Source organism: Streptococcus pneumoniae (assembly GCF_001457635.1).
In the GTDB taxonomy this organism is placed as follows: domain Bacteria; phylum Bacillota; class Bacilli; order Lactobacillales; family Streptococcaceae; genus Streptococcus; species Streptococcus pneumoniae.
This window is the reverse complement of the sequence record NZ_LN831051.1, coordinates 118,800-140,700: the sequence shown is the minus strand read 5'-3', so window position 1 is coordinate 140,700 and position 21,901 is coordinate 118,800. Positions and strand designations below refer to the sequence as shown.

Sequence of the window (21,901 nt, the reverse complement as noted above, 5' to 3'; positions counted from 1 at the left end):
GAGTTGTTTGGTCGCTTTTCATTATAGGTCATATGGGACTTTTTTTCTACAACAAAATAGGCTCCATAATATCTATAGTGGATTTACCCACTACAAATATTATAGAGCCATATAAAACATGGGATGATTGTTTTCTTTTTAGAGCAGTACACAATTAATAGTAATTGACTCTAAAATAACAAAGAAAGGTACCCTACTATGAAAGGTATTATTCTAGCAGGTGGTTCGGGGACACGTTTATATCCTTTGACTCGCGCTGCGTCAAAACAACTTATGCCGGTTTATGATAAACCGATGATTTACTACCCACTTTCAACATTGATGTTGGCTGGGATTAGGGATATTTTGATTATTTCCACTCCACAGGATTTACATCGATTTCAAGAGCTTCTTCAAGACGGATCTGAGTTTGGGATCAAACTTTCTTATGCAGAGCAACCAAGTACAGATGGTTTGGCAATTGGGGAAGAGTTTATTTCTGACGATAGCGTTGCCTTGATTTTAGGCGACAATATCTACCATGGTCCTGGTCTGAGCACAATGCTTCAAAAAGCAGCCAAGAAAGAGAAAGGTGCGACTGTTTTTGGCTACCAAGTGAAGGATCCAGAGCGTTTTGGTGTGGTTGAGTTTGATACAGACATGAATGCTATTTCCATAGAAGAAAAACCGGAGTATCCTCGCTCCAACTATGCAGTGACAGGACTGTATTTCTATGATAACGATGTTGTCGAAATTGCCAAGAGTATTAAACCAAGCCCTCGTGGTGAACTGGAAATTACAGATGTAAACAAGGCTTACCTAGATCGTGGTGATTTGTCTGTTGAGCTTATGGGACGTGGCTTTGCTTGGCTGAATACTGGAACTCATGAAAGTTTACTAGAGGCTTCACAGTACATCGAAACAGTGCAACGGATGCAAAATGTTCAGGTAGCAAACTTAGAAGAAATTGCTTACCGTATGGGCTATATCAGTCGAGAAGATGTATTGGCCTTAGCCCAACCACTTAAGAAAAATGAATACGGACAGTATCTGCTCCGTTTGATTGGAGAAGCATAGATGACAGATAATTTTTTCGGTAAGACGCTTGCGGCACGCAAGGTTGAAGCTATTCCAGGCATGTTGGAGTTTGATATCCCCGTTCATGGAGATAATCGTGGCTGGTTTAAAGAAAATTTCCAAAAGGAAAAAGTGCTTCCACTTGGATTTCCAGAGTCTTTCTTTGCAGAAGGAAAATTGCAAAACAATGTATCCTTCTCACGTAAAAATGTCCTTCGAGGCCTCCACGCAGAGCCTTGGGATAAGTACATCTCTGTAGCAGATGGAGGGAAAGTTCTGGGTTCTTGGGTTGATCTACGCGAGGGTGAAACCTTTGGGAATACCTATCAGACAGTAATTGATGCAAGCAAGGGAATCTTTGTTCCTCGAGGCGTAGCTAATGGCTTCCAAGTTTTATCAGATACAGTGTCATATAGCTATCTGGTCAATGATTACTGGGCTCTTGAACTCAAACCCAAGTATGCCTTTGTGAACTACGCTGATCCAAGCCTTGGTATTGAATGGGAAAATCTGGAAGAAGCAGACGTATCTGAAGCAGACAAACATCATCCCCTACTTAAGGACGTGAAGCCTTTGAAAAAAGAAGATTTGGAATAAGGAAAGAATATGACTGAATACAAAAATATTATCGTGACAGGTGGAGCTGGCTTTATCGGTTCTAACTTTGTCCATTATGTTTACGAGAACTTTCCAGATGTTCACGTGACAGTCCTAGATAAGTTGACTTATGCTGGAAACCGCGCGAATATTGAGGAAATTTTAGGCAATCGTGTTGAGTTAGTTGTTGGTGACATTGCTGATGCGGAGTTGGTAGACAAGTTGGTTGCTCAAGCAGATGCTATCGTTCATTATGCAGCGGAAAGCCACAATGATAATTCGCTCAATGATCCATCGCCATTTATTCATACTAACTTCATTGGAATCTATACTCTTTTAGAAGCTGCTCGTAAGTATGATATTCGCTTCCACCATGTATCGACAGATGAAGTTTATGGGGATCTCCCTTTACGAGAAGATTTGCCAGGTCATGGTGAAGGACCAGGTGAGAAATTTACTGCTGAAACAAAATACAACCCAAGCTCTCCGTACTCATCAACCAAGGCCGCATCAGACTTGATTGTCAAAGCCTGGGTGCGTTCTTTTGGAGTCAAGGCAACGATTTCCAACTGTTCAAATAACTACGGTCCTTATCAACATATCGAAAAATTCATCCCACGTCAGATTACTAACATCCTAAGTGGAATTAAGCCAAAACTTTACGGTGAAGGTAAGAACGTTCGTGACTGGATTCATACCAATGACCATTCTTCAGGAGTTTGGACAATCTTGACAAAAGGGCAAATCGGTGAAACCTACTTGATTGGGGCTGATGGTGAGAAGAACAATAAGGAAGTTTTGGAACTTATCCTTAAGGAAATGGGACAAGCTACGGATGCCTATGATCATGTGACTGACCGTGCAGGACATGACCTTCGCTATGCGATTGATGCCAGCAAGCTCCGTGATGAGTTGGGGTGGAAACCTGAATTTACCAACTTTGAAGCTGGGCTCAAGGCAACAATCAAGTGGTATACAGATAACCAAGAATGGTGGAAAGCAGAAAAAGAAGCTGTTGAAGCCAATTATGCTAAGACTCAGGAGATTATTACAGTATAAAAAGCAGGAAATCGCTGCTTTTTATTGCTATATTGGGAAGAGTTACATATTAGAAAGGTCTAGAGATGATTTTAATTACAGGGGCAAATGGCCAATTAGGAACGGAACTTCGCTATTTATTGGATGAACGTAATGAAGAATACGTGGCAGTAGATGTGGCTGAGATGGACATTACCAATGAAGAAATGGTTGAGAAAGTTTTTGAAGAGGTGAAACCGACTTTAGTCTACCATTGTGCAGCCTACACCGCTGTTGATGCAGCAGAGGATGAAGGAAAAGAGTTGGACTTCGCCATCAATGTGATGGGGACAAAAAATGTCGCAAAAGCATCTGAAAAGCATGGTGCAACTCTAGTTTATATTTCTACGGACTAGGTCTTTGACGGTAAGAAACCAGTTGGACAAGAGTGGGAAGTTGATGACCGACCAGATCCACAGACAGAATATGGACGCACTAAGCGTATGGGGGAAGAGTTAGTTGAGAAGCATGTGTCTAATTTCTATATTATCCGTACTGCCTGGGTATTTGGAAATTATGGCAAAAACTTCGTTTTTACCATGCAAAATCTTGCGAAAACTCATAAGACTTTAACAGTTGTAAATGACCAGTACGGTCGTCCGACTTGGACTCGTACCTTGGCTGAATTCATGATCTACCTAGCTGAAAATCGTAAGGAATTTGGTTATTATCATTTGTCAAATGATGCGACAGAAGACACAACATGGTATGATTTTGCAGTTGAAATTTTGAAAGATACAGATGTCGAAGTCAAGCCAGTAGATCCAGTCAATTTCCAGCCAAAGCTCAACGTCCGCTAAACTCAACGATGAGCCTGGCCAAAGCCAAAGCTACTGGATTTGTTATTCCAACTTGGCAAGATGCATTGCAAGAATTTTACAAACAAGAAGTGAGATAAGTAGTAGAATGATTTTCTAGTCTAATAAAAGAGGCAGATAATGAACTCCAAAGGAGCTTAAGATGTACAATTATCTTGTTGTTGGTGCTGGTCTCTTTGGTGCATAGCTTTGGCTCAGTTTCTATTATCGCTCACACCATCCATCAGAAGTTTAATCTGAAGGTACCCAATTATCGCCAAGAAGAAGATTGGGCTAGGATGGGTTTACCAATCACACGTAAGGAAATCTCTAATTGGCATATCAAGGCAAGTCAATACTATTTAGAGTCCCTTTATAACCTTTTACGAGAAAAGTTGTTAGAACAACCTCTTCTTCATGCGGATGAAACCTCTTATCGGGTTCTAGAGAGTGATAGCCATCTGACCTACTATTGGACTTTTTTGTCTGGGAAAGCTGAGAATCAAGCAATCACGCTGTACCACCATGATCAGCGTCGGAGTGGTTTAGTAGTACAAGAATTCCTAGGAGATTATTCTGGCTATGTGCATTGTGATATGTTGCGGCAGTAACTTAGGACTTTAGTCCTCTAGTTCTGCCTATGCGATAGCAGTCCAAGGTTTAGGAGCAAGGCGACGCTAAGCTTGGTAAACTGCGAACCGCTAGAAGCTTATCGTCAACTGGAAGAAGCTGAACTTGTTGGATGTTGGGCACATGTGAGAAGGAAGTTTTTTGAAGCGCCCCCCAAGCAAACGGATAAATCATCCTTAGGAGCTAAAGGTTTAGCTTATTGTGATCAGTTATTTTCCTTGGAAAGAGACTGGGAGGCTTTGCCAGCTGATGAACGACTACAGAAACGTCAAGAACATCTCCAGCCCCTAATGGAAGACTTCTTTGCTTGGTGCCGGCGTCAGTCAGTTTTAGCAGGTTCAAAACTAGGAAGGGCAATTGAATACAGCCTCAAGTATGAAGAAACCTTTAAGACTATTTTGAAAGACGGACATCTGGTCCTTTCCAATAATCTAGCTGAATGCGCCATTAAATCATTGGTTATGGGACGGAGTAAAAGAGTCCAGTGGACTCTTTTAGCCTAAGCTCAGTTTAAAAAAGCGAGGGTGGTTATTTTCTCAAAGTTTTGAAGGAGCTAAAGCAAGAGCTATTATAATTAAATAGCGAGAAATATCTATCCTATCTTCTAGAATGTCTTCCAAACGAGGAAACTCTCGTAAACAAAGAGATTTTAGAGGCCTATTTACCGTGGACTAAAGTTGTACAAGAAAAGTGCAAATAAGAAATCTCCAGATTAGGAACTATCCGTGAGTTCTCTAGTCTGGAGATTTTTCAATAGACTTCGTTATTGGGCGGTTACGATATTCATATTTTTTGCAAAGATGTTGTTTGAAAAATAATTTTCAAAAATTCTGAAAATTCTGTTGACATCTTTCTGAAAAGAGTCTATAATGGAGAGAAAGTTTTAAAGGAGAAAATGATGAAAAGTTCAAAACTATTTGCCCTTGCGGGCGTGACATTATTGGCGGCGACTACTTTAGCTGCATGCTATGGATCAGGTTCAAGCACTAAAGGTGAGAAGACATTCTCATACATTTATGAGACAGACCCTGATAACCTCAACTATTTGACAACTGCTAAGGCTGCGACAGCAAATATTACCAGTAACGTGGTTGATGGTTTGCTAGAAAATGATCGCTACGGGAACTTTGTGCCGTCTATGGCTGAGGATTGGTCTGTATCCAAGGATGGATTGACTTACACTTATACTATCCGTAAGGATGCAAAATGGTATACTTCTGAAGGTGAAGAATACGCGGCAGTCAAAGCTCAAGACTTTGTAACAGGACTAAAATATGCTGCTGATAAAAAATCAGATGCTCTTTACCTTGTTCAAGAATCAATCAAAGGGTTGGATGCCTATGTAAAAGGGGAAATCAAAGATTTCTCACAAGTAGGAATTAAGGCTCTGGATGAACAGACAGTTCAGTACACTTTGAACAAACCAGAAAGCTTCTGGAATTCTAAGACAACCATGGGTGTGCTTGCGCCAGTTAATGAAGAGTTTTTGAATTCAAAAGGAGATGATTTTGCCAAAGCTACGGATCCAAGTAGTCTCTTGTATAACGGTCCTTATTTGTTGAAATCCATTGTGACCAAATCCTCTGTTGAATTTGCGAAAAATCCGAACTACTGGGATAAGGACAATGTGCATATTGACAAAGTTAAATTGTCATTCTGGGATGGTCAAGATACCAGCAAACCTGCAGAAAACTTTAAAGATGGTAGCCTTACAGCAGCTCGTCTCTATCCAACAAGTGCAAGTTTCGCAGAGCTTGAGAAGAGTATGAAGGACAATATTGTCTATACTCAACAAGACTCTATTACGTATCTAGTTGGTACAAATATTGACCGTCAGTCCTATAAATACACATCTAAGACCAGCGACGAACAAAAGGCATCGACTAAAAAGGCTCTCTTAAACAAGGATTTCCGTCAGGCTATTGCCTTTGGTTTTGATCGTACAGCCTATGCCTCTCAGTTGAATGGACAAACTGGAGCAAGCAAAATCTTACGTAATATCTTTGTTCCACCAACATTTGTTCAAGCAGATGGTAAAAACTTTGGCGATATGGTCAAAGAGAAATTGGTTACTTATGGGGATGAATGGAAGGATGTTAATCTTGCAGATTCTCAGGATGGTCTTTACAATCCAGAAAAAGCCAAGGCTGAATTTGCTAAAGCTAAATCAGCCTTACAAGCAGAAGGTGTGACATTCCCAATTCATTTGGATATGCCAGTTGACCAAACAGCAACTACAAAAGTTCAGCGCGTCCAATCTATGAAACAATCCTTGGAAGCAACTTTAGGAGCGGATAATGTAGTCATTGATATTCAACAACTACAAAAAGACGAAGTAAACAATATTACATATTTTGCTGAAAATGCTGCTGGCGAAGACTGGGATTTATCAGATAATGTCGGTTGGGGTCCAGACTTTACCGATCCATCAACCTACCTTGATATCATCAAACCATCTGTAGGAGAAAGTACTAAAACATATTTAGGGTTTGACTCAGGGGAAGATAATGTAGCTGCTAAAAAAGTAGGTCTATATGACTACGAAAAATTGGTTACTGAGGCTGGTGATGAGACTACAGATGTTGCTAAACGCTATGATAAATACGCTGCAGCCCAAGCTTGGTTGACAGATAGTGCTTTGATTATTCCAACTACATCTCGTACAGGGCGTCCAATCTTGTCTAAGATGGTGCCATTTACAATACCATTTGCATTGTCAGGAAATAAAGGTACAAGTGAACCAGTCTTGTATAAATACTTGGAACTTCAAGACAAGGCAGTCACTGTAGATGAATACCAAAAAGCTCAGGAAAAATGGATGAAAGAAAAAGAAGAGTCTAATAAAAAGGCTCAAGAAGATCTCGCAAAACATGTGAAATAACTGTTGCAAAATATAAGAAAGGATTTAGTATTTCCCTTGAATGCTGAATCCTTTTTTACATTTGTAAAGAAAGATTCTAAATGTACGGCCCCCCAAAAGTTGGAGCCTCTTTTTGTCAGAATAGAGAAAATTTTTGTTAATTTTACTTGTTTCCTATTGCTTTCTCAGCTATTATTTGTTATATTAAAAGTATAATTATTTTTTATTTATCAGGGTTAAGCATTGCACTTTCAGAGGAAGGAGTATTTTTTAAAAAGAAAATGTAAACGCTTGCTCAAAAATGAAAGGATTTAGAAGTTTATGAATAAAGGATTATTTGAAAAACGTTGTAAATATAGTATTCGGAAATTTTCATTAGGTGTTGCTTCTGTTATGATTGGAGCTGCATTCTTTGGGACAAGTCCGGTTCTTGCAGATAGCGTGCAGTCTGGTTCCACGGCGAACTTACCAGCTGATTTAGCTACTGCTCTTGCAACAGCAAAAGAGAATGATGGGCGTGATTTTGAAGCGCCTAAGGTGGGAGAAGACCAAGGTTCTCCAGAAGTTACAGATGGACCTAAGACAGAAGAAGAACTATTAGCACTTGAAAAAGAAAAACCGGCTGAAGAAAAACCAAAAGAGGATAAACCTGCAGCTGCTAAACCTGAAACACCTAAGACGGTAACCCCTGAATGGCAAACGGTAGAGAAAAAAGAACAACAGGGAACAGTCACTATCCGAGAAGAAAAAGGTGTCCGCTACAACCAACTATCCTCAACTGCTCAAAATGATAACGCAGGCAAACCAGCCCTGTTTGAAAAGAAGGGCTTGACCGTTGATGCCAATGGAAATGCAACTGTTGATTTAACCTTCAAAGAAGATTCTGAAAAGGGCAAATCACGCTTTGGTGTCTTCTTGAAATTTAAAGATACCAATAATAATGTTTTTGTCGGTTATGACAAGGATGGCTGGTTCTGGGAGTATAAATCTCCAACAACTAGCACTTGGTATAGAGGTAGTCGTGTTGCTGCTCCTGAAACAGGATCAACAAACCGTCTCTCTATCACTCTCAAGTCAGACGGTCAGCTAAATGCCAGCAATAACGATGTCAATCTCTTTGACACAGTGACTCTACCAGCTGCGGTCAATGACCATCTTAAAAATGAGAAGAAGATCCTTCTCAAGGCAGGAACTTATGGCAATGACCGTACGGTTGTCAGCGTTAAAACGGATAACCAAGAGGGGGTAAAAACAGAGGATACCCCTGCTGAAAAAGAAACAGGTCCTGAAGTTGATGATAGCAAGGTGACTTATGATACGATCCAGTCTAAGGTCCTCAAAGCAGTGATTGACCAAGCCTTCCCTCGTGTCAAGGAATACAGCTTGAACGGGCATACTTTGCCAGGACAGGTGCAACAGTTCAACCAAGTCTTTATCAATAACCACCGAATCACCCCTGAAGTCACTTATAAGAAAATCAATGAGACAACAGCAGAGTACTTGATGAAGCTTCGCGATGATGCTCACTTAATCAATGCGGAAATGACAGTACGCCTGCAAGTTGTGGACAATCAATTGCACTTTGATGTGACCAAGATTGTCAACCACAATCAAGTCACTCCAGGTCAAAAGATTGATGACGAAAGAAAACTACTTTCTTCTATTAGTTTCCTCGGCAATGCTTTAGTCTCTGTTTCTAGTGATCAAACTGGTGCTAAGTTTGATGGGGCAACCATGTCAAACAATACGCATGTCAGCGGAGATGATCATATCGATGTAACCAATCCAATGAAAGACCTAGCCAAGGGTTACATGTATGGATTTGTTTCTACAGATAAGCTTGCTGCTGGTGTTTGGAGTAACTCTCAAAACAGCTATGGTGGTGGTTCGAATGACTGGACTCGTTTGACAGCTTATAAAGAAACAGTCGGAAATGCCAACTATGTAGGAATCCACAGCTCTGAATGGCAATGGGAAAAAGCTTATAAGGGCATTGTTTTCCCAGAATACACGAAGGAACTTCCAAGGGCTAAGGTTGTTATCACTGAAGATGCCAATGCAGACAAGAAAGTCGATTGGCAGGATGGTGCCATTGCTTATCGTAGCATTATGAACAACCCTCAAGGTTGGGAAAAAGTTAAGGATATCACAGCTTACCGTATCGCGATGAACTTTGGTTCTCAAGCACAAAACCCATTCCTTATGACCTTGGATGGTATCAAGAAAATCAATCTCCACACAGATGGTCTTGGGCAAGGTGTTCTCCTTAAAGGATATGGTAGTGAAGGTCACGACTCTGGTCACTTGAACTATGCTGATATTGGTAAGCGTATCGGTGGTGTCGAAGACTTCAAGACCTTAATTGAGAAGGCTAAGAAATATGGAGCTCATCTAGGTATCCACGTTAACGCTTCAGAAACTTATCCTGAGTCTAAATACTTCAATGAAAAAATTCTCCGTAAGAATCCAGATGGAAGCTATAGCTATGGTTGGAACTGGCTAGATCAAGGTATCAACATTGATGCTGCCTATGACCTAGCTCATGGTCGTTTGGCACGTTGGGAAGATTTGAAGAAAAAACTTGGTGACGGTCTCGACTTTATCTATGTGGACGTTTGGGGTAATGGTCAATCAGGTGATAACGGTGCCTGGGCTACCCACGTTCTTGCTAAAGAAATTAACAAACAAGGCTGGCGCTTTGCGATCGAGTGGGGCCATGGTGGTGAGTACGACTCTACCTTCCATCACTGGGCAGCTGACTTGACCTACGGTGGCTACACCAATAAAGGTATTAACAGTGCCATCACCCGCTTTATCCGTAACCACCAAAAAGATGCTTGGGTTGGGGACTACAGAAGTTATGGTGGTGCAGCCAACTATCCACTGCTAGGTGGCTACAGCATGAAAGACTTTGAAGGCTGGCAAGGAAGAAGTGACTACAATGGCTACGTGACTAACCTCTTTGCTCATGACGTCATGACTAAGTACTTCCAACACTTCACTGTAAGTAAATGGGAAAATGGTACACCGGTGACTATGACCGATAACGGTAGCACCTATAAATGGACTCCAGAAATGCGAGTGGAATTGGTAGATACTGACAATAATAAAGTAGTTGTAACTCGTAAGTCAAATGATGTCAATAGCCCACAATATCGCGAACGTACAGTAACGCTCAACGGACGTGTCATCCAAGATGGTTCAGCTTACTTGACTCCTTGGAACTGGGATGCAAATGGTAAGAAACTTTCTACTGATAAGGAAAAAATGTACTACTTCAATACGCAGGTTGGTGCAACAACTTGGACCCTTCCAAGCGATTGGGCAAAGAGCAAGGTTTACCTTTACAAGCTAACTGACCAAGGTAAGACAGAAGAGCAAGAACTAACTGTAAAAGATGGTAAAATTACCCTAGATCTTCTAGCAAATCAACCATACGTACTTTACCGTTCAAAACAAACCAATCCTGAAATGTCATGGAGTGAAGGCATGCACATCTATGACCAAGGATTTAACAGTGGAACCTTGAAACACTGGACCATTTCAGGCGATGCTTCTAAGGCAGAAATTGTCAAGTCTCAAGGGGCAAACGATATGCTTCGTATTCAAGGAAACAAAGAAAAAGTTAGTCTCACTCAGAAATTAACTGGCTTGAAACCAAATACCAAGTATGCCGTTTATGTCGGTGTCGATAACCGTAGTAATGCCAAGGCAAGTATCACTGTGAATACTGGTGAAAAAGAAGTGACTACTTATACCAATAAGTCTCTCGCCCTCAACTATGTAAAAGCCTACGCCCACAATACACGTCGTAACAATGCTACAGTTGACGATAAAAGTTACTTCCAAAACATGTACGCCTTCTTTACAACTGGATCGGACGTCTCAAATGTTACTCTGACATTGAGTCGTGAAGCTGGTGATCAAGCAACTTACTTTGATGAAATTCGTACCTTTGAAAACAATTCAAGCATGTACGGAGACAAGCATGATACAGGTAAAGGCACCTTCAAGCAAGACTTTGAAAATGTTGCTCAGGGTATCTTCCCATTTGTAGTGGGTGGTGTTGAAGGTGTTGAAGATAACCGCACTCACTTGTCTGAAAAACACGATCCATATACACAACGTGGTTGGAATGGTAAGAAAGTCGATGATGTTATCGAAGGAAATTGGTCACTCAAGACAAATGGACTAGTGAGCCGTCGTAACTTGGTTTACCAAACCATCCCACAAAACTTCCGCTTTGAAGCTGGTAAGACCTACCGTGTAACCTTTGAATACGAAGCAGGATCAGACAATACATATGCTTTTGTAGTCGGTAAGGGAGAATTCCAGTCAGGTCGTCGTGGTACTCAAGCAAGCAACTTGGAAATGCATGAATTGCCAAATACTTGGACAGATTCTAAGAAAGCCAAGAAGGCAACCTTCCTCGTGACAGGTGCAGAAACAGGAGATACTTGGGTAGGTATCTACTCAACTGGAAATGCAAGTAATACTCGTGGTGATTCTGGTGGAAATGCCAACTTCCGTGGTTATAACGACTTCATGATGGATAATCTTCAAATCGAAGAAATTACCCTAACAGGTAAGATGTTGACAGAAAATGCTCTGAAGAACTACTTGCCAACGATTGCCATGACTAACTACACCAAAGAGTCTATGGATGCTTTGAAAGAGGCGGTCTTTAACCTCAGTCAGGCCGATGATGATATCAGTGTGGAAGAAGCGCGTGCAGAGATTGCCAAGATTGAAGCTTTGAAGAATGCTTTGGTTCAGAAGAAAACGGCTTTGGTAGCAGAAAACTTTGAAAGTTTGGATGCGCCAGCTCAACCAGGTGAAGGTCTTGAGAATGCCTTTGATGGCAATGTGTCTAGTCTATGGCATACATCTTGGAATGGTGGAGATGTAGGCAAGCCTGCAACCATGGTCTTGAAAGAACCAACTGAAATCACTGGACTTCGTTATGTTCCACGTGGATCAGGTTCAAATGGTAACTTGCGTGATGTGAAACTTGTTGTGACAGATGAGTCTGGCAAGGAGCATACCTTTACTGCAACTGATTGGCCAGATAACAATAAGCCAAAAGACATTGACTTTGGTAAGACAATTAAGGTTAAGAAAATTGTCCTTACAGGTACTAAGACTTACGGAGATGGTGGCGATAAATACCAATCTGCAGCGGAACTCATCTTTACTCGTCCACAGGTAGCAGAAACACCTCTTGACTTGTCAGGCTATGAAGCAGCTTTGGCTAAGGCTCAGAAATTAACAGACAAAGACAATCAAGAGGAAGTAGCTAGCCTTCAGGCAAGCATGAAATATGCGACGGACAACCATCTCTTGACGGAAAGAATGGTGGAATACTTTGCAGATTATCTCAACCAATTAAAAGATTCTGCTACGAAACCAGATGCTCCAACTGTAGAGAAACCTGAGTTTAAACTTAGCTCTTTAGCTTCCGAGCAAGGTAAGACGCCAGATTATAAGCAAGAAATAGCTAGACCAGAAACACCTGAACAAATCTTGCCAGCAACAGGTGAGAGTCAATCTGACACAGCCCTCATCCTAGCAAGTGTTAGTCTAGCCCTATCTGCTCTCTTTGTAGTAAAAACGAAGAAAGACTAGTATTTAGTAAAACCTCTTAACAAGATTACGGAAGCAGTCTCTATCTTTTCCAATGAGGTTTATAGTACAGAAAAAGCCTGAGAAGATGTCTTCTCAGGCTTTTGTTAAGCACATAAATACAATAGTGCTATGACAAAATCACCCAGAAAAATCTGGGTGATAAATGTTATGGTTGTGCTGGTTGAGGATTCTGATTTTGTTGCTCAGGGGTTGTATTTGATTGTTGCGTATTGTTGTTAGGATTGGTAGTCGTACTATTATTTGTGCTTGGAGTGGTTGAGCTAGACTGTGAAGTTGAACTATCTGATGATGAGCTTGAACTTTCAGTTGATGGGGGTTGTTGTGGAGCAGGTGAGTTCCACGTAGAACGAGCACCATTTTTAAATACGAATTCTCCATTTCTGTAGAGCCCCTCTGGTATATTCCAATCTTCTGGATTGCTTCCTTCAGACAGGTAGGTCATCATAGAGCGGTAAACTTTGGCAGCGACCGTAAGGCCATTGCCTACAAGTGGTGTCAGACGGTTAGAATAGCCTGTCCATACAGCCATTGAATATTTACGCGTATAGCCAGCAAATAGTTCATCAGGTGCTACAAATTGAGAGGTCTTGATGTGGTTTTCAATTTCCTCGTCTGTATAGTTAGAGGTTCCTGTTTTACCAGCCTGAGGGAGCCAAGCAAGATAGGCATTTCGTCCAGTTCCATAAGTCAAGACTGTTTTCATCATGTCGGTCATCATATAGGCTGTCGTTTCCTTCATGGCACGAGTTCCGACATTAGAGAACTCTTTTTCACTCCCATCACTAAAGACGACTTTATGGATATACATTGGTTTATAGTAAGTTCCACCATTTGCAAAGGCAGCGTAAGCAGCAGCCATCTTTTCACTACTTGCTCCATATTTTTTGTCTGATTCGGTTGTGTTACTTGAAATGGCATTTGAGTAGTGAATACTTGGGTAGTCGATTCCTAGACCATTTAGGAAAGTCTTGGCGCGGTTGAGTCCGACCTTGTTTAGAGTTTCCACGGCTGGGACGTTTCGCGATTGTTGCAGGGCGTATTGCAAGGTGATGTTGCCAAAGTAGCCCCTATCCCAGTTATAAACAGGAGTATTTGTCCCAGGGTAGTTATAGGGCTCATCGTGAACGATAGTAGCAGTTGAATCGTAGACACCGTACTCCAAGGCAGGAGCATAGTCTGTGATCGGTTTCATAGTTGATCCCCAGTCGCGGTTTGTTTCTACTGCTTGGTTAATTCCGAAGGAAACATTACTTGACTGATGGCGTGCTCCTAGCTGGGCAATGACTTTACCGTTAGAAACATCAACAATGGTAGAAGCGACTTGCAATTCATCGTCTGGATAGGCAACGTATTCGTCTGTATTGTAAATATCCCACAGATGTTTTTGAGCTTCTTGGTCTACATTTGTGTAGACATCCATCCCAGTTGTGAGTAGGTTATAGCCTGTTTCTTCTTCAACTTGATTGATGACTTCCTTGAGGTAATTATCCATGTAAGCAGGGTAATTACTTGCTGATTTGAGACTTTGTAGCCCATCAGTAATTGGTGTATTGACTGCTTTCTCATACTGTTCAGCAGAGATGTAGCCTTGATTTTTCATTTCAGATAAGACCAAGTTTCGGCGGTCTTGGGCTGCTTCTGGATGTGAATAGGGGTCATATTGGTTTGGTGCCTGAGGCATTCCAGCCAGCAAGGCTAACTGAGGTAAACTTAAATTATTGAGGTCTTTACCATAGTAGTTTTGAGCTGCTGTCTGCATTCCATAGTTCCCATTAGACATGTAGACCTTATTTATATAGTAGGTCAAGATTTCTTGCTTGGTTGCTTTTTGTTCTAACTGAATCGCTAACCAAGCTTCCTGAGCCTTACGAGAAATAGTCTGGTCGGAAGTCGAAGTTGAAAAGTAAGTCAACTTAATCAACTGTTGAGTGAGAGTTGATCCACCTTGGAGGGAATTGCTTTGCAGATTGCGCAAGAAAGCTCCCAGGATACGGATGGTATCAATCCCCCTGTGGTCGAAGAAGCGATGGTCTTCGATAGAAACGATTGCCTTAACCAAATCTGTGGGAATATCATTAGCTTGGGCATTGACGCGGCGTTCAGAACCCAAGTCAGCAATGAGTTGATTTTTATTGTCGTAGATTTTACTAGAAGTTGTTGCAACTAGTTTACTCTCGGATAGGCTAGGAGCCTTGCTAACGTAGTAGAAAAAAACTCCTCCGCCTAAGACAATGGCTGCGATAACCAAGCTTAAGAAGCTAATGCTCAGATACTTGATTAGGCGCAGAATCGTTGGTTTGTTCATCTTGTTTTACCACCTAATAAATGTTCTTTGATAACATTGAGATAAGGAATTTGAGGGAAGGCACCAGCCTTGATTTCATATCCATATTCTCGAATATATTCAAGTGGCATTGATTTTTGTCCCTTATCTTGATGATAGAAGCGAATCAAATCGAATGCCGGCAATAAGTAGGTTTCTTGCTGAGAAGAAAAGTGAAGAAGGACAAAGCAGATTCCTTGTTGGGCAAGGACTTGTTCCATATGCTGAATCTGATGTGGATGAAAATTTTTCATCGGAATCGCACGTTTTTGTTTTGTTTCCTTGACTTCAAAGTCGATGTAATATCCATTATAAACGCCAGAATAGTCCGTCGTTGAAGCTTGTCGAAAATAGGCTTCAACAATCTTGGCACGACTTCGTTGTGGATAGTCCACTTGTACGATTTGAATAGGAGTTGGTTTCTTATGTATAACAGCCAAGCCCTGAGACAAATAGTAGTCGTTGGTAGCATTGATCATCTTTTCAAAAGACATTCCTCGATTTGCGAAATTTTTGGGTTGAGAAAGAGATGTTTGTCTTTTTTGTGATGAAACTTTATGTGGATAGTTGACCATAATTCTCCTTATTGGTACAATAACATCACTTTATTATACCATAATTTGCACAGAAAGGGTTAAAAATGGCTACAGCTTTGGTTTTAGGCTATTCTGCTTTTGATTTGGGTTTATTTTCTGATAAGGATCCTCGTCTTAAATTGATTAAAAAAGCGATACGTAAAGATTTAGAGGCTATGGCAGCAGATGGGGTGTCTTGGCTTGTGTTTACAGGGAGTTTGGGTTTTGAATATTGGGTTTTAGAGGTTGCTCAGGAGATGAAAACTGAATACGGTTTCCAGTTGGCCACCATTTTTGCTTTTGAAACCCATGGGGAAAATTGGAATGAAGGCAATCAGATGAAACTGAGTCGCTTTAAGCAGGTAGACTTTGTCAAATATGCCTATCCTCGCTATGAACACAAGGGGCAGTTAAGAGATTACCAGCAGTTTTTGCTGGAAAACACGACTAGTTCCTATCTTTTTTATGATGAAGAAAATGAAACAAAACTAGCTTATTTTTACCAAAAGATGAAAAATCAAGAGGACTATTTTATAAAGAGATTAACATTTGATCAATTAAATGAACTTGCTGAAAATTTTTCCGAAAATTGAAGCTTTGACCTTGATTTTTGTTTGCCTTTTTTTATATAATAATACTAGCAAGCGAGAATGGAGAGAGACATGGCAAGTATTATTTTTTCAGCGAAAGATATTTTTGAACAAGAGTTTGGACGTGAAGTCCGTGGCTATAATAAAGTAGAAGTTGACGAGTTTTTAGACGATGTCATCAAGGACTATGAAACCTATGCTGCCTTGGTCAAGTCACTTCGTCAGGAAATTGCGGATTTGAAGGAAGAATTAACTCGTAAACCGAAACCTTCACCAGTTCAAGCAGAACCCCTTGAAGCGGCAATTACAAGTTCTATGACGAATTTTGATATTTTGAAACGCCTGAATAGATTGGAAAAAGAAGTTTTTGGTAAACAAATTTTAGATAACTCAGATTTTTAAGTAGTTATTTGAGATGTGCAATTTTTGGATAATCGCGTGAGGAGAATTGCTTCTCATGAGGAAAGTCCATGCTAGCACAGGCTGTGATGCCTGTAGTGTTTGTGCTAGGCGAAACCATAAGCCTAGGGACGAGAAATCGTTACGGCAGTTGAAATGGCTAAGTCCTTGGATAGGCCAGAGTAGGCTTGAAAGTGCCACAGTGACGGAGTCTTTCTGGAAACAGAGAGAGTGGAACGCGGTAAACCCCTCAAGCTAGCAACCCAAATTTTGGTCGGGGCATGGAGTACGCGGAAACGAACGTAGTATTCTGACTGCTATCAGCTAGAGCTGTTAGTGGTAGACAGATGATTATCGAAGGAAGTGGTCCTAGTCACTTCTGGAACAAAACATGGCTTATAGAAAATTGCATATAGGTTGGGGCTGAGAAATTTTCTCAACCTCATTTTTTAAAGTGGACATATAGAAAGGTCTTGCAAGACTGTAACATGAAAAAAGAATTTAATTTAATTGCAACTGTGGCAGCAGGGCTTGAGGCTGTCGTTGGTCGTGAAGTGCGAGAGTTGGGCTACGATTGTCAGGTTGAAAATGGACGTGTTCGTTTTCAAGGAGACGTGAGAGCTATTATCGAAACCAACCTTTGGCTTCGGGCAGCAGATCGTATCAAAATTATCGTAGGAACGTTCCCAGCTAAGACTTTTGAAGAGCTATTTCAGGGAGTTTTCGCTTTGGATTGGGAAAATTATTTACCACTTGGAGCTCGGTTCCCGATTTCAAAAGCTAAATGTGTTAAGTCCAAACTTCACAATGAGCCCAGTGTTCAGGCTATTTCTAAGAAAGCTGTTGTCAAGAAATTGCAGAAACACTATGCTCGCCCAGAAGGGGTTCCTCTGATGGAGAATGGCCCAGAGTTTAAGATTGAGGTCTCTATTCTCAAAGATGTGGCAACTGTCATGATTGATACGACCGGGTCTAGCCTCTTTAAACGTGGTTATCGTACCGAAAAAGGTGGCGCTCCTATCAAGGAAAATATGGCAGCAGCCATTTTACAACTTTCTAACTGGTATCCAGACAAGCCTTTGATTGATCCGACCTGTGGTTCGGGGACTTTCTGTATTGAGGCAGTTATGATTGCTAGAAAGATGGCGCCAGGTCTTCGTCGCTCTTTTGCATTTGAGGAATGGAACTGGATCAGCGATCGCTTGATTCAAGAAGTGCGCACAGAAGCGGCTAAAAAAGTAGACCGTGAGCTTGAGCTGGATATCATGGGCTGTGATATTGATGCTCGCATGGTGGAAATTGCTAAGGCCAATGCTCAGGTAGCTGGTGTTGCAGGAGACATTACTTTTAAGCAGATGCGCGTGCAGGATTTACGTTCCGATAAAATCAATGGAGTAATCATTTCCAATCCGCCTTATGGTGAACGTTTGTCAGATGATGCAGGGGTGACCAAGCTCTATGCTGAGATGGGGCAAGTATTTGCACCGCTGAAAACTTGGAGCAAATTTATCCTGACTAGTGATGAAGCTTTTGAAAGCAAGTATGGTAGCCAAGCAGATAAGAAGCGTAAGTTATACAACGGAACCTTTAAAGTGGATCTGTATCAATATTTTGGTCAGCGTGTCAAACGGCAAGAGGTAAAATAGAAAGGGATACTCATGAGTAAAAAAAGACGAAATCGTCAAAAAAAAGAAGGTCAAGAACCGCAATTTGATTTTGATGAAGCAAAAGAGCTAACAGTTGGTCAAGCTATTCGTAAAAATGAAGAAGTGGAAGCAGGAGTCTTGCCTGAGGATTCCATTTTGGACAAGTATGTTAAGCAACACAGAGATGAAATTGAGGCGGATAAGTTTGCGACTCGTCAATACAAAAAAGAGGAGTTCGTTGAAACTCAGAGTCTGGATGATTTAATTCAAGAGATGCGTGATGCTGTAGAGAAGTCAGAAGCTTCTTCGGAGGAAGTTCCATCTTCTGAAGACATCTTACTACCCTTGCCTCTGGACGATGAGGAGCAAGGCTTGGATCCTCTATTGCTAGATGATGAAAATCCAACAGAAATGACTGAAGAAGTGGAAGAGGAGCAAAACCTTTCTCGTCTGGATCAAGAGGACTCAGAAAAGAAAAGTAAAAAAGGCTTTATTTTGACCGTTTTGGCGCTTGTATCAGTAATTATTTGTGTCAGTGCTTATTATGTCTACCGTCAAGTGGCTCGTTCGACCAAGGAAATTGAAACTTCTCAATCAACTACAGCCAATCAATCGGATGTGGATGATTTTAATACACTTTATGACGCCTTTTACACAGATAGCAATAAAACGGCTTTGAAAAATAGCCAGTTTGATAAACTGAATCAACTCAAGACTTTACTTGATAAGCTGGAAGGTAGTCGTGAACATACGCTTGCCAAATCTAAATATGATAGTCTAGCAACGCAAATCAAGGCTATTCAAGATGTCAATGCTCAATTTGAGAAACCAGCTATTGTGGATGGTGTGTTGGATACCAATGCCAAAGCCAAATCGGATGCTAAATTTACAGATATTAAAACTGGAAATACGGAGCTTGATAAAGTGCTAGATAAGGCTATCAGTCTTGGTAAGAGCCAGCAAACAAGTACTTCTAGCTCAAGTTTAAGTCAAACTAGCAGCTCAAGTTCAAGTCAAGCAAGTTCAAATACGACTAGTGAGCCAAAACCAAGTAGTTCAAATGAGACTAGAAGTAGTCGCAGTGAAGTCAATATGGGTCTCTCGAGTGCAGGGGTTGCTGTTCAAAGAAGTGCCAGTCGTGTTGCCTATAATCAGTCTGCTATTGATGATAGTAATAACTCTGCCTGGGATTTTGCGGATGGTGTCTTGGAACAAATTCTAGCGACTTCACGTTCACGTGGCTATATCACTGGAGACCAATATATCCTTGAACGTGTCAATATCGTTAACGGCAATGGTTATTACAACCTCTATAAGCCAGATGGAACCTATCTCTTTACCCTTAACTGTAAGACAGGCTACTTTGTCGGAAATGGCGCTGGTCATGCGGATGACTTGGACTACTAAGCAGTCGTTACAAAATTCTTTCTTTTCAAAAGTAAAAATGATAAAATAAAACAAATGAAACAAGAGGAGTGTCAAATGACAAAAGCTAACTTTGGTGTCGTAGGTATGGCCGTAATGGGTCGTAACCTTGCCCTTAATATTGAATCACGTGGTTACACAGTTGCTATCTACAACCGTAGTAAAGAAAAAACGGAAGATGTGATTGCTTGCCATCCTGAAAAGAATTTTGTACCAAGCTATGACGTTGAAAGTTTTGTAAACTCAATCGAAAAACCTCGTCGTATCATGCTGATGGTTCAAGCTGGACCTGGTACAGATGCTACTATCCAAGCCCTTCTTCCACACCTTGACAAAGGTGATATCTTGATTGACGGTGGAAATACTTTCTACAAAGATACCATCCGTCGTAATGAAGAATTGGCAAACTCAGGTATCAACTTTATCGGTACTGGAGTTTCTGGTGGTGAAAAAGGTGCTCTTGAAGGTCCTTCTATCATGCCTGGTGGACAAAAAGAGGCCTACGAATTGGTTGCGGATGTTCTTGAAGAAATCTCAGCTAAAGCACCAGAAGATGGCAAACCATGTGTGACTTATATCGGTCCTGATGGAGCTGGTCACTATGTGAAAATGGTTCACAACGGTATCGAGTACGGTGATATGCAATTGATCGCAGAAAGTTATGACTTGATGCAACACTTGCTAGGTCTTTCTGCAGAGGATATGGCTGAAATCTTTACTGAGTGGAACAAGGGTGAATTGGATAGCTACTTGATCGAAATCACAGCTGATATCTTGAGCCGTAAAGACGATGAAGGCCAAGATGGACCAATCGTAGACTACATCCTTGATGCTGCAGGTAACAAGGGAACTGGTAAATGGACTAGCCAATCATCTCTTGACCTTGGTGTACCATTGTCACTGATTACTGAGTCAGTGTTTGCACGCTACATTTCAACTTACAAAGAAGAACGTGTATATGCTAGCAAGGTGCTTCCAAAACCAGCTGCCTTCAACTTTGAAGGAGACAAGGCTGAATTGATTGAAAAGATCCGTCAAGCCCTTTACTTCTCAAAAATCATTTCATACGCACAAGGATTTGCTCAATTGCGTGTAGCCTCTAAAGAAAACAACTGGAACTTGCCATTTGCAGATATCGCATCTATCTGGCGTGATGGCTGTATCATCCGTTCTCGTTTTTTGCAAAAGATTACAGATGCTTACAACCGCGATGCAGATCTTGCCAACCTTCTTTTGGACGAGTACTTCTTGGATGTTACTGCTAAGTACCAACAAGCAGTACGTGATATCGTAGCTCTTGCGGTTCAAGCAGGTGTGCCAGTGCCAACTTTCTCAGCAGCTATTACTTACTTTGATAGCTACCGTTCAGCTGACCTTCCAGCTAACTTGATCCAAGCACAACGTGACTACTTTGGTGCTCACACTTACCAACGTAAAGACAAAGAAGGAACCTTCCACTACTCTTGGTATGACGAAAAATAAGTAGGTCAGCCATGGGGAAACGGATTTTATTACTTGAGAAAGAACGAAATCTAGCTCATTTTTTAAGTTTGGAACTCCAGAAAGAGCAGTATCGGGTTGATCTGGTAGAGGAGGGGCAAAAAGCCCTCTCCATGGCTCTTCAGACAGACTATGATTTGATTTTATTGAACGTTAATCTGGGAGATATGATGGCTCAGGATTTTGCAGAAAAATTGAGCCGAACTAAACCTGCCTCAGTCATCATGATTTTAGATCATTGGGAAGACTTGCAAGAAGAGCTGGAAGTTGTTCAGCGTTTTGCAGTTTCATACATCTATAAGCCAGTCGTTATCGAAAATCTGGTAGCGCGTATTTCGGCGATCTTCCGAGGTCGGGACTTCATTGATCAACACTGCAGTCTGATGAAAGTTCCAAGGACCTACCGCAATCTTAGGATAGATGTTGAACATCACACGGTTTATCGTGGTGAAGAGATGATTGCTCTGACCCGCCGTGAGTATGACCTTTTGGCGACACTTATGGGAAGCAAGAAAGTATTGACTCGTGAGCAATTGTTGGAAAGTGTTTGGAAGTATGAAAGTGCGACCGAGACAAATATCGTAGATGTCTATATCCGCTATCTACGGAGCAAGCTTGATGTTAAAGGACAAAAAAGCAACATTAAAACCGTGCGTGGTGTTGGTTACACCATGCAAGAATAGAAAAGCAGTTGCAGTTGTGTAACTGCTTTTTTGAGGAGTTTTTATATATTGACATGCAGTCGGGTCTTTGCTACAATCGTTTTAGGAGGATATATAA

The 21,901-nt window shown here is 41.2% G+C and carries 13 protein-coding genes, 1 other RNA gene and 2 pseudogenes; 14 read left to right on the top strand and 2 right to left on the bottom strand.

Annotated features, from left to right (window positions below; all coding sequences use genetic code 11):
* Window positions 1-198: 198 nt before the first annotated feature.
* From rfbA to AT689_RS00645, 7 genes and pseudogenes are all read left to right on the top strand, one after another.
* Complete coding sequence (gene rfbA / locus AT689_RS00680; protein WP_000676139.1) at window positions 199-1,056, top strand: glucose-1-phosphate thymidylyltransferase RfbA; 858 nt, start codon at window positions 199-201, stop codon at window positions 1,054-1,056.
* Window positions 1,057-1,653 (top strand): dTDP-4-dehydrorhamnose 3,5-epimerase family protein, encoded by a 597-nt coding sequence (locus AT689_RS00675; RefSeq protein ID WP_000131462.1) that lies wholly within the window; start codon window positions 1,057-1,059, stop codon window positions 1,651-1,653.
* A 9-nt stretch (window positions 1,654-1,662) separates the two neighbouring features.
* Window positions 1,663-2,712, top strand: coding sequence for a dTDP-glucose 4,6-dehydratase (gene rfbB, locus AT689_RS00670; RefSeq protein WP_000141505.1), 1,050 nt, complete (start codon window positions 1,663-1,665; stop codon window positions 2,710-2,712).
* 65 nt (window positions 2,713-2,777) lie between these two features.
* Window positions 2,778-3,628, top strand: a pseudogene (gene rfbD, locus AT689_RS00665) (dTDP-4-dehydrorhamnose reductase).
* Between the two features lie 96 nt (window positions 3,629-3,724).
* A pseudogene (locus AT689_RS13770) lies at window positions 3,725-4,857 on the top strand (IS66 family transposase); the annotation flags it as partial.
* Window positions 4,858-5,055: 198 nt separating this feature from the next.
* Window positions 5,056-7,038, top strand: a complete 1,983-nt coding sequence (locus AT689_RS00650) for a peptide ABC transporter substrate-binding protein (protein WP_000842588.1) — start codon at window positions 5,056-5,058, stop codon at window positions 7,036-7,038.
* A gap of 300 nt (window positions 7,039-7,338) precedes the next feature.
* On the top strand, window positions 7,339-12,642 hold the full coding sequence (locus tag AT689_RS00645) for a SpGH101 family endo-alpha-N-acetylgalactosaminidase (RefSeq protein ID WP_001032504.1): 5,304 nt from the start codon (window positions 7,339-7,341) through the stop codon (window positions 12,640-12,642).
* Window positions 12,643-12,808: 166 nt separating this feature from the next.
* On the opposite strand, the gene pbp1a is transcribed toward AT689_RS00645, so the two are convergent.
* Window positions 12,809-14,968: a penicillin-binding protein PBP1A gene (gene pbp1a, locus AT689_RS00640; protein ID WP_001040015.1), complete on the bottom strand. Its 2,160-nt coding sequence runs from the start codon at window positions 14,966-14,968 to the stop codon at window positions 12,809-12,811.
* A complete protein-coding gene (gene recU / locus AT689_RS00635) occupies window positions 14,965-15,561 on the bottom strand; it encodes a Holliday junction resolvase RecU (protein WP_000248787.1) in 597 nt (198 codons plus the stop codon). Before recU ends, pbp1a begins: the two co-directional genes overlap by 4 nt.
* A 65-nt stretch (window positions 15,562-15,626) precedes the next feature.
* Here recU and AT689_RS00630 point away from each other — a divergent pair, with 65 nt between their 5' ends.
* The 7 genes from AT689_RS00630 to AT689_RS00600 all read left to right on the top strand — a co-directional run bounded on the left by AT689_RS00630 (window position 15,627) and on the right by AT689_RS00600 (window position 21,804).
* Window positions 15,627-16,154 carry a DUF1273 domain-containing protein gene (locus AT689_RS00630; RefSeq protein WP_000179549.1) on the top strand — a complete coding sequence of 176 codons (528 nt, stop codon included), beginning with the start codon at window positions 15,627-15,629 and terminating at the stop codon, window positions 16,152-16,154.
* Window positions 16,155-16,223: 69 nt separating this feature from the next.
* Window positions 16,224-16,553, top strand: a complete 330-nt coding sequence (gene gpsB / locus AT689_RS00625) for a cell division regulator GpsB (protein ID WP_000146522.1) — start codon at window positions 16,224-16,226, stop codon at window positions 16,551-16,553.
* A 20-nt stretch (window positions 16,554-16,573) separates the two neighbouring features.
* Window positions 16,574-16,954, top strand: an RNA gene (rnpB, locus tag AT689_RS00620) — RNase P RNA component class B.
* An 84-nt stretch (window positions 16,955-17,038) separates the two neighbouring features.
* Entirely contained in the window at window positions 17,039-18,196 is a 1,158-nt protein-coding gene (locus AT689_RS00615; RefSeq protein WP_000711387.1) for a THUMP domain-containing class I SAM-dependent RNA methyltransferase, read from the top strand.
* A 12-nt stretch (window positions 18,197-18,208) separates the two neighbouring features.
* Window positions 18,209-19,603, top strand: coding sequence for a cell division site-positioning protein MapZ (gene mapZ, locus AT689_RS00610; protein ID WP_000039300.1), 1,395 nt, complete (start codon window positions 18,209-18,211; stop codon window positions 19,601-19,603).
* A 75-nt stretch (window positions 19,604-19,678) separates the two neighbouring features.
* Window positions 19,679-21,103 (top strand): NADP-dependent phosphogluconate dehydrogenase, encoded by a 1,425-nt coding sequence (gene gndA / locus AT689_RS00605; RefSeq protein WP_000158788.1) that lies wholly within the window; start codon window positions 19,679-19,681, stop codon window positions 21,101-21,103.
* A gap of 11 nt (window positions 21,104-21,114) precedes the next feature.
* Window positions 21,115-21,804 (top strand): response regulator transcription factor, encoded by a 690-nt coding sequence (locus tag AT689_RS00600; RefSeq protein ID WP_000518012.1) that lies wholly within the window; start codon window positions 21,115-21,117, stop codon window positions 21,802-21,804.
* Window positions 21,805-21,901: the final 97 nt, after the last annotated feature.

What these genes read in the sequence shown, in the direction of transcription:
- rfbA (WP_000676139.1), top strand. Translation starts at nt 199, where the DNA reads ATGAAAGGTATTATTCTAGCAGGTGGTTCGGGGACACGTTTATATCCT.
- AT689_RS00675 (WP_000131462.1), top strand. Translation starts at nt 1,057, where the DNA reads ATGACAGATAATTTTTTCGGTAAGACGCTTGCGGCACGCAAGGTTGAA.
- rfbB (WP_000141505.1), top strand. Translation starts at nt 1,663, where the DNA reads ATGACTGAATACAAAAATATTATCGTGACAGGTGGAGCTGGCTTTATC.
- AT689_RS00650 (WP_000842588.1), top strand. Translation starts at nt 5,056, where the DNA reads ATGAAAAGTTCAAAACTATTTGCCCTTGCGGGCGTGACATTATTGGCG.
- AT689_RS00645 (WP_001032504.1), top strand. Translation starts at nt 7,339, where the DNA reads ATGAATAAAGGATTATTTGAAAAACGTTGTAAATATAGTATTCGGAAA.
- pbp1a (WP_001040015.1), bottom strand. Translation starts at nt 14,968, where the DNA reads ATGAACAAACCAACGATTCTGCGCCTAATCAAGTATCTGAGCATTAGC.
- recU (WP_000248787.1), bottom strand. Translation starts at nt 15,561, where the DNA reads ATGGTCAACTATCCACATAAAGTTTCATCACAAAAAAGACAAACATCT.
- AT689_RS00630 (WP_000179549.1), top strand. Translation starts at nt 15,627, where the DNA reads ATGGCTACAGCTTTGGTTTTAGGCTATTCTGCTTTTGATTTGGGTTTA.
- gpsB (WP_000146522.1), top strand. Translation starts at nt 16,224, where the DNA reads ATGGCAAGTATTATTTTTTCAGCGAAAGATATTTTTGAACAAGAGTTT.
- AT689_RS00615 (WP_000711387.1), top strand. Translation starts at nt 17,039, where the DNA reads ATGAAAAAAGAATTTAATTTAATTGCAACTGTGGCAGCAGGGCTTGAG.
- mapZ (WP_000039300.1), top strand. Translation starts at nt 18,209, where the DNA reads ATGAGTAAAAAAAGACGAAATCGTCAAAAAAAAGAAGGTCAAGAACCG.
- gndA (WP_000158788.1), top strand. Translation starts at nt 19,679, where the DNA reads ATGACAAAAGCTAACTTTGGTGTCGTAGGTATGGCCGTAATGGGTCGT.
- AT689_RS00600 (WP_000518012.1), top strand. Translation starts at nt 21,115, where the DNA reads ATGGGGAAACGGATTTTATTACTTGAGAAAGAACGAAATCTAGCTCAT.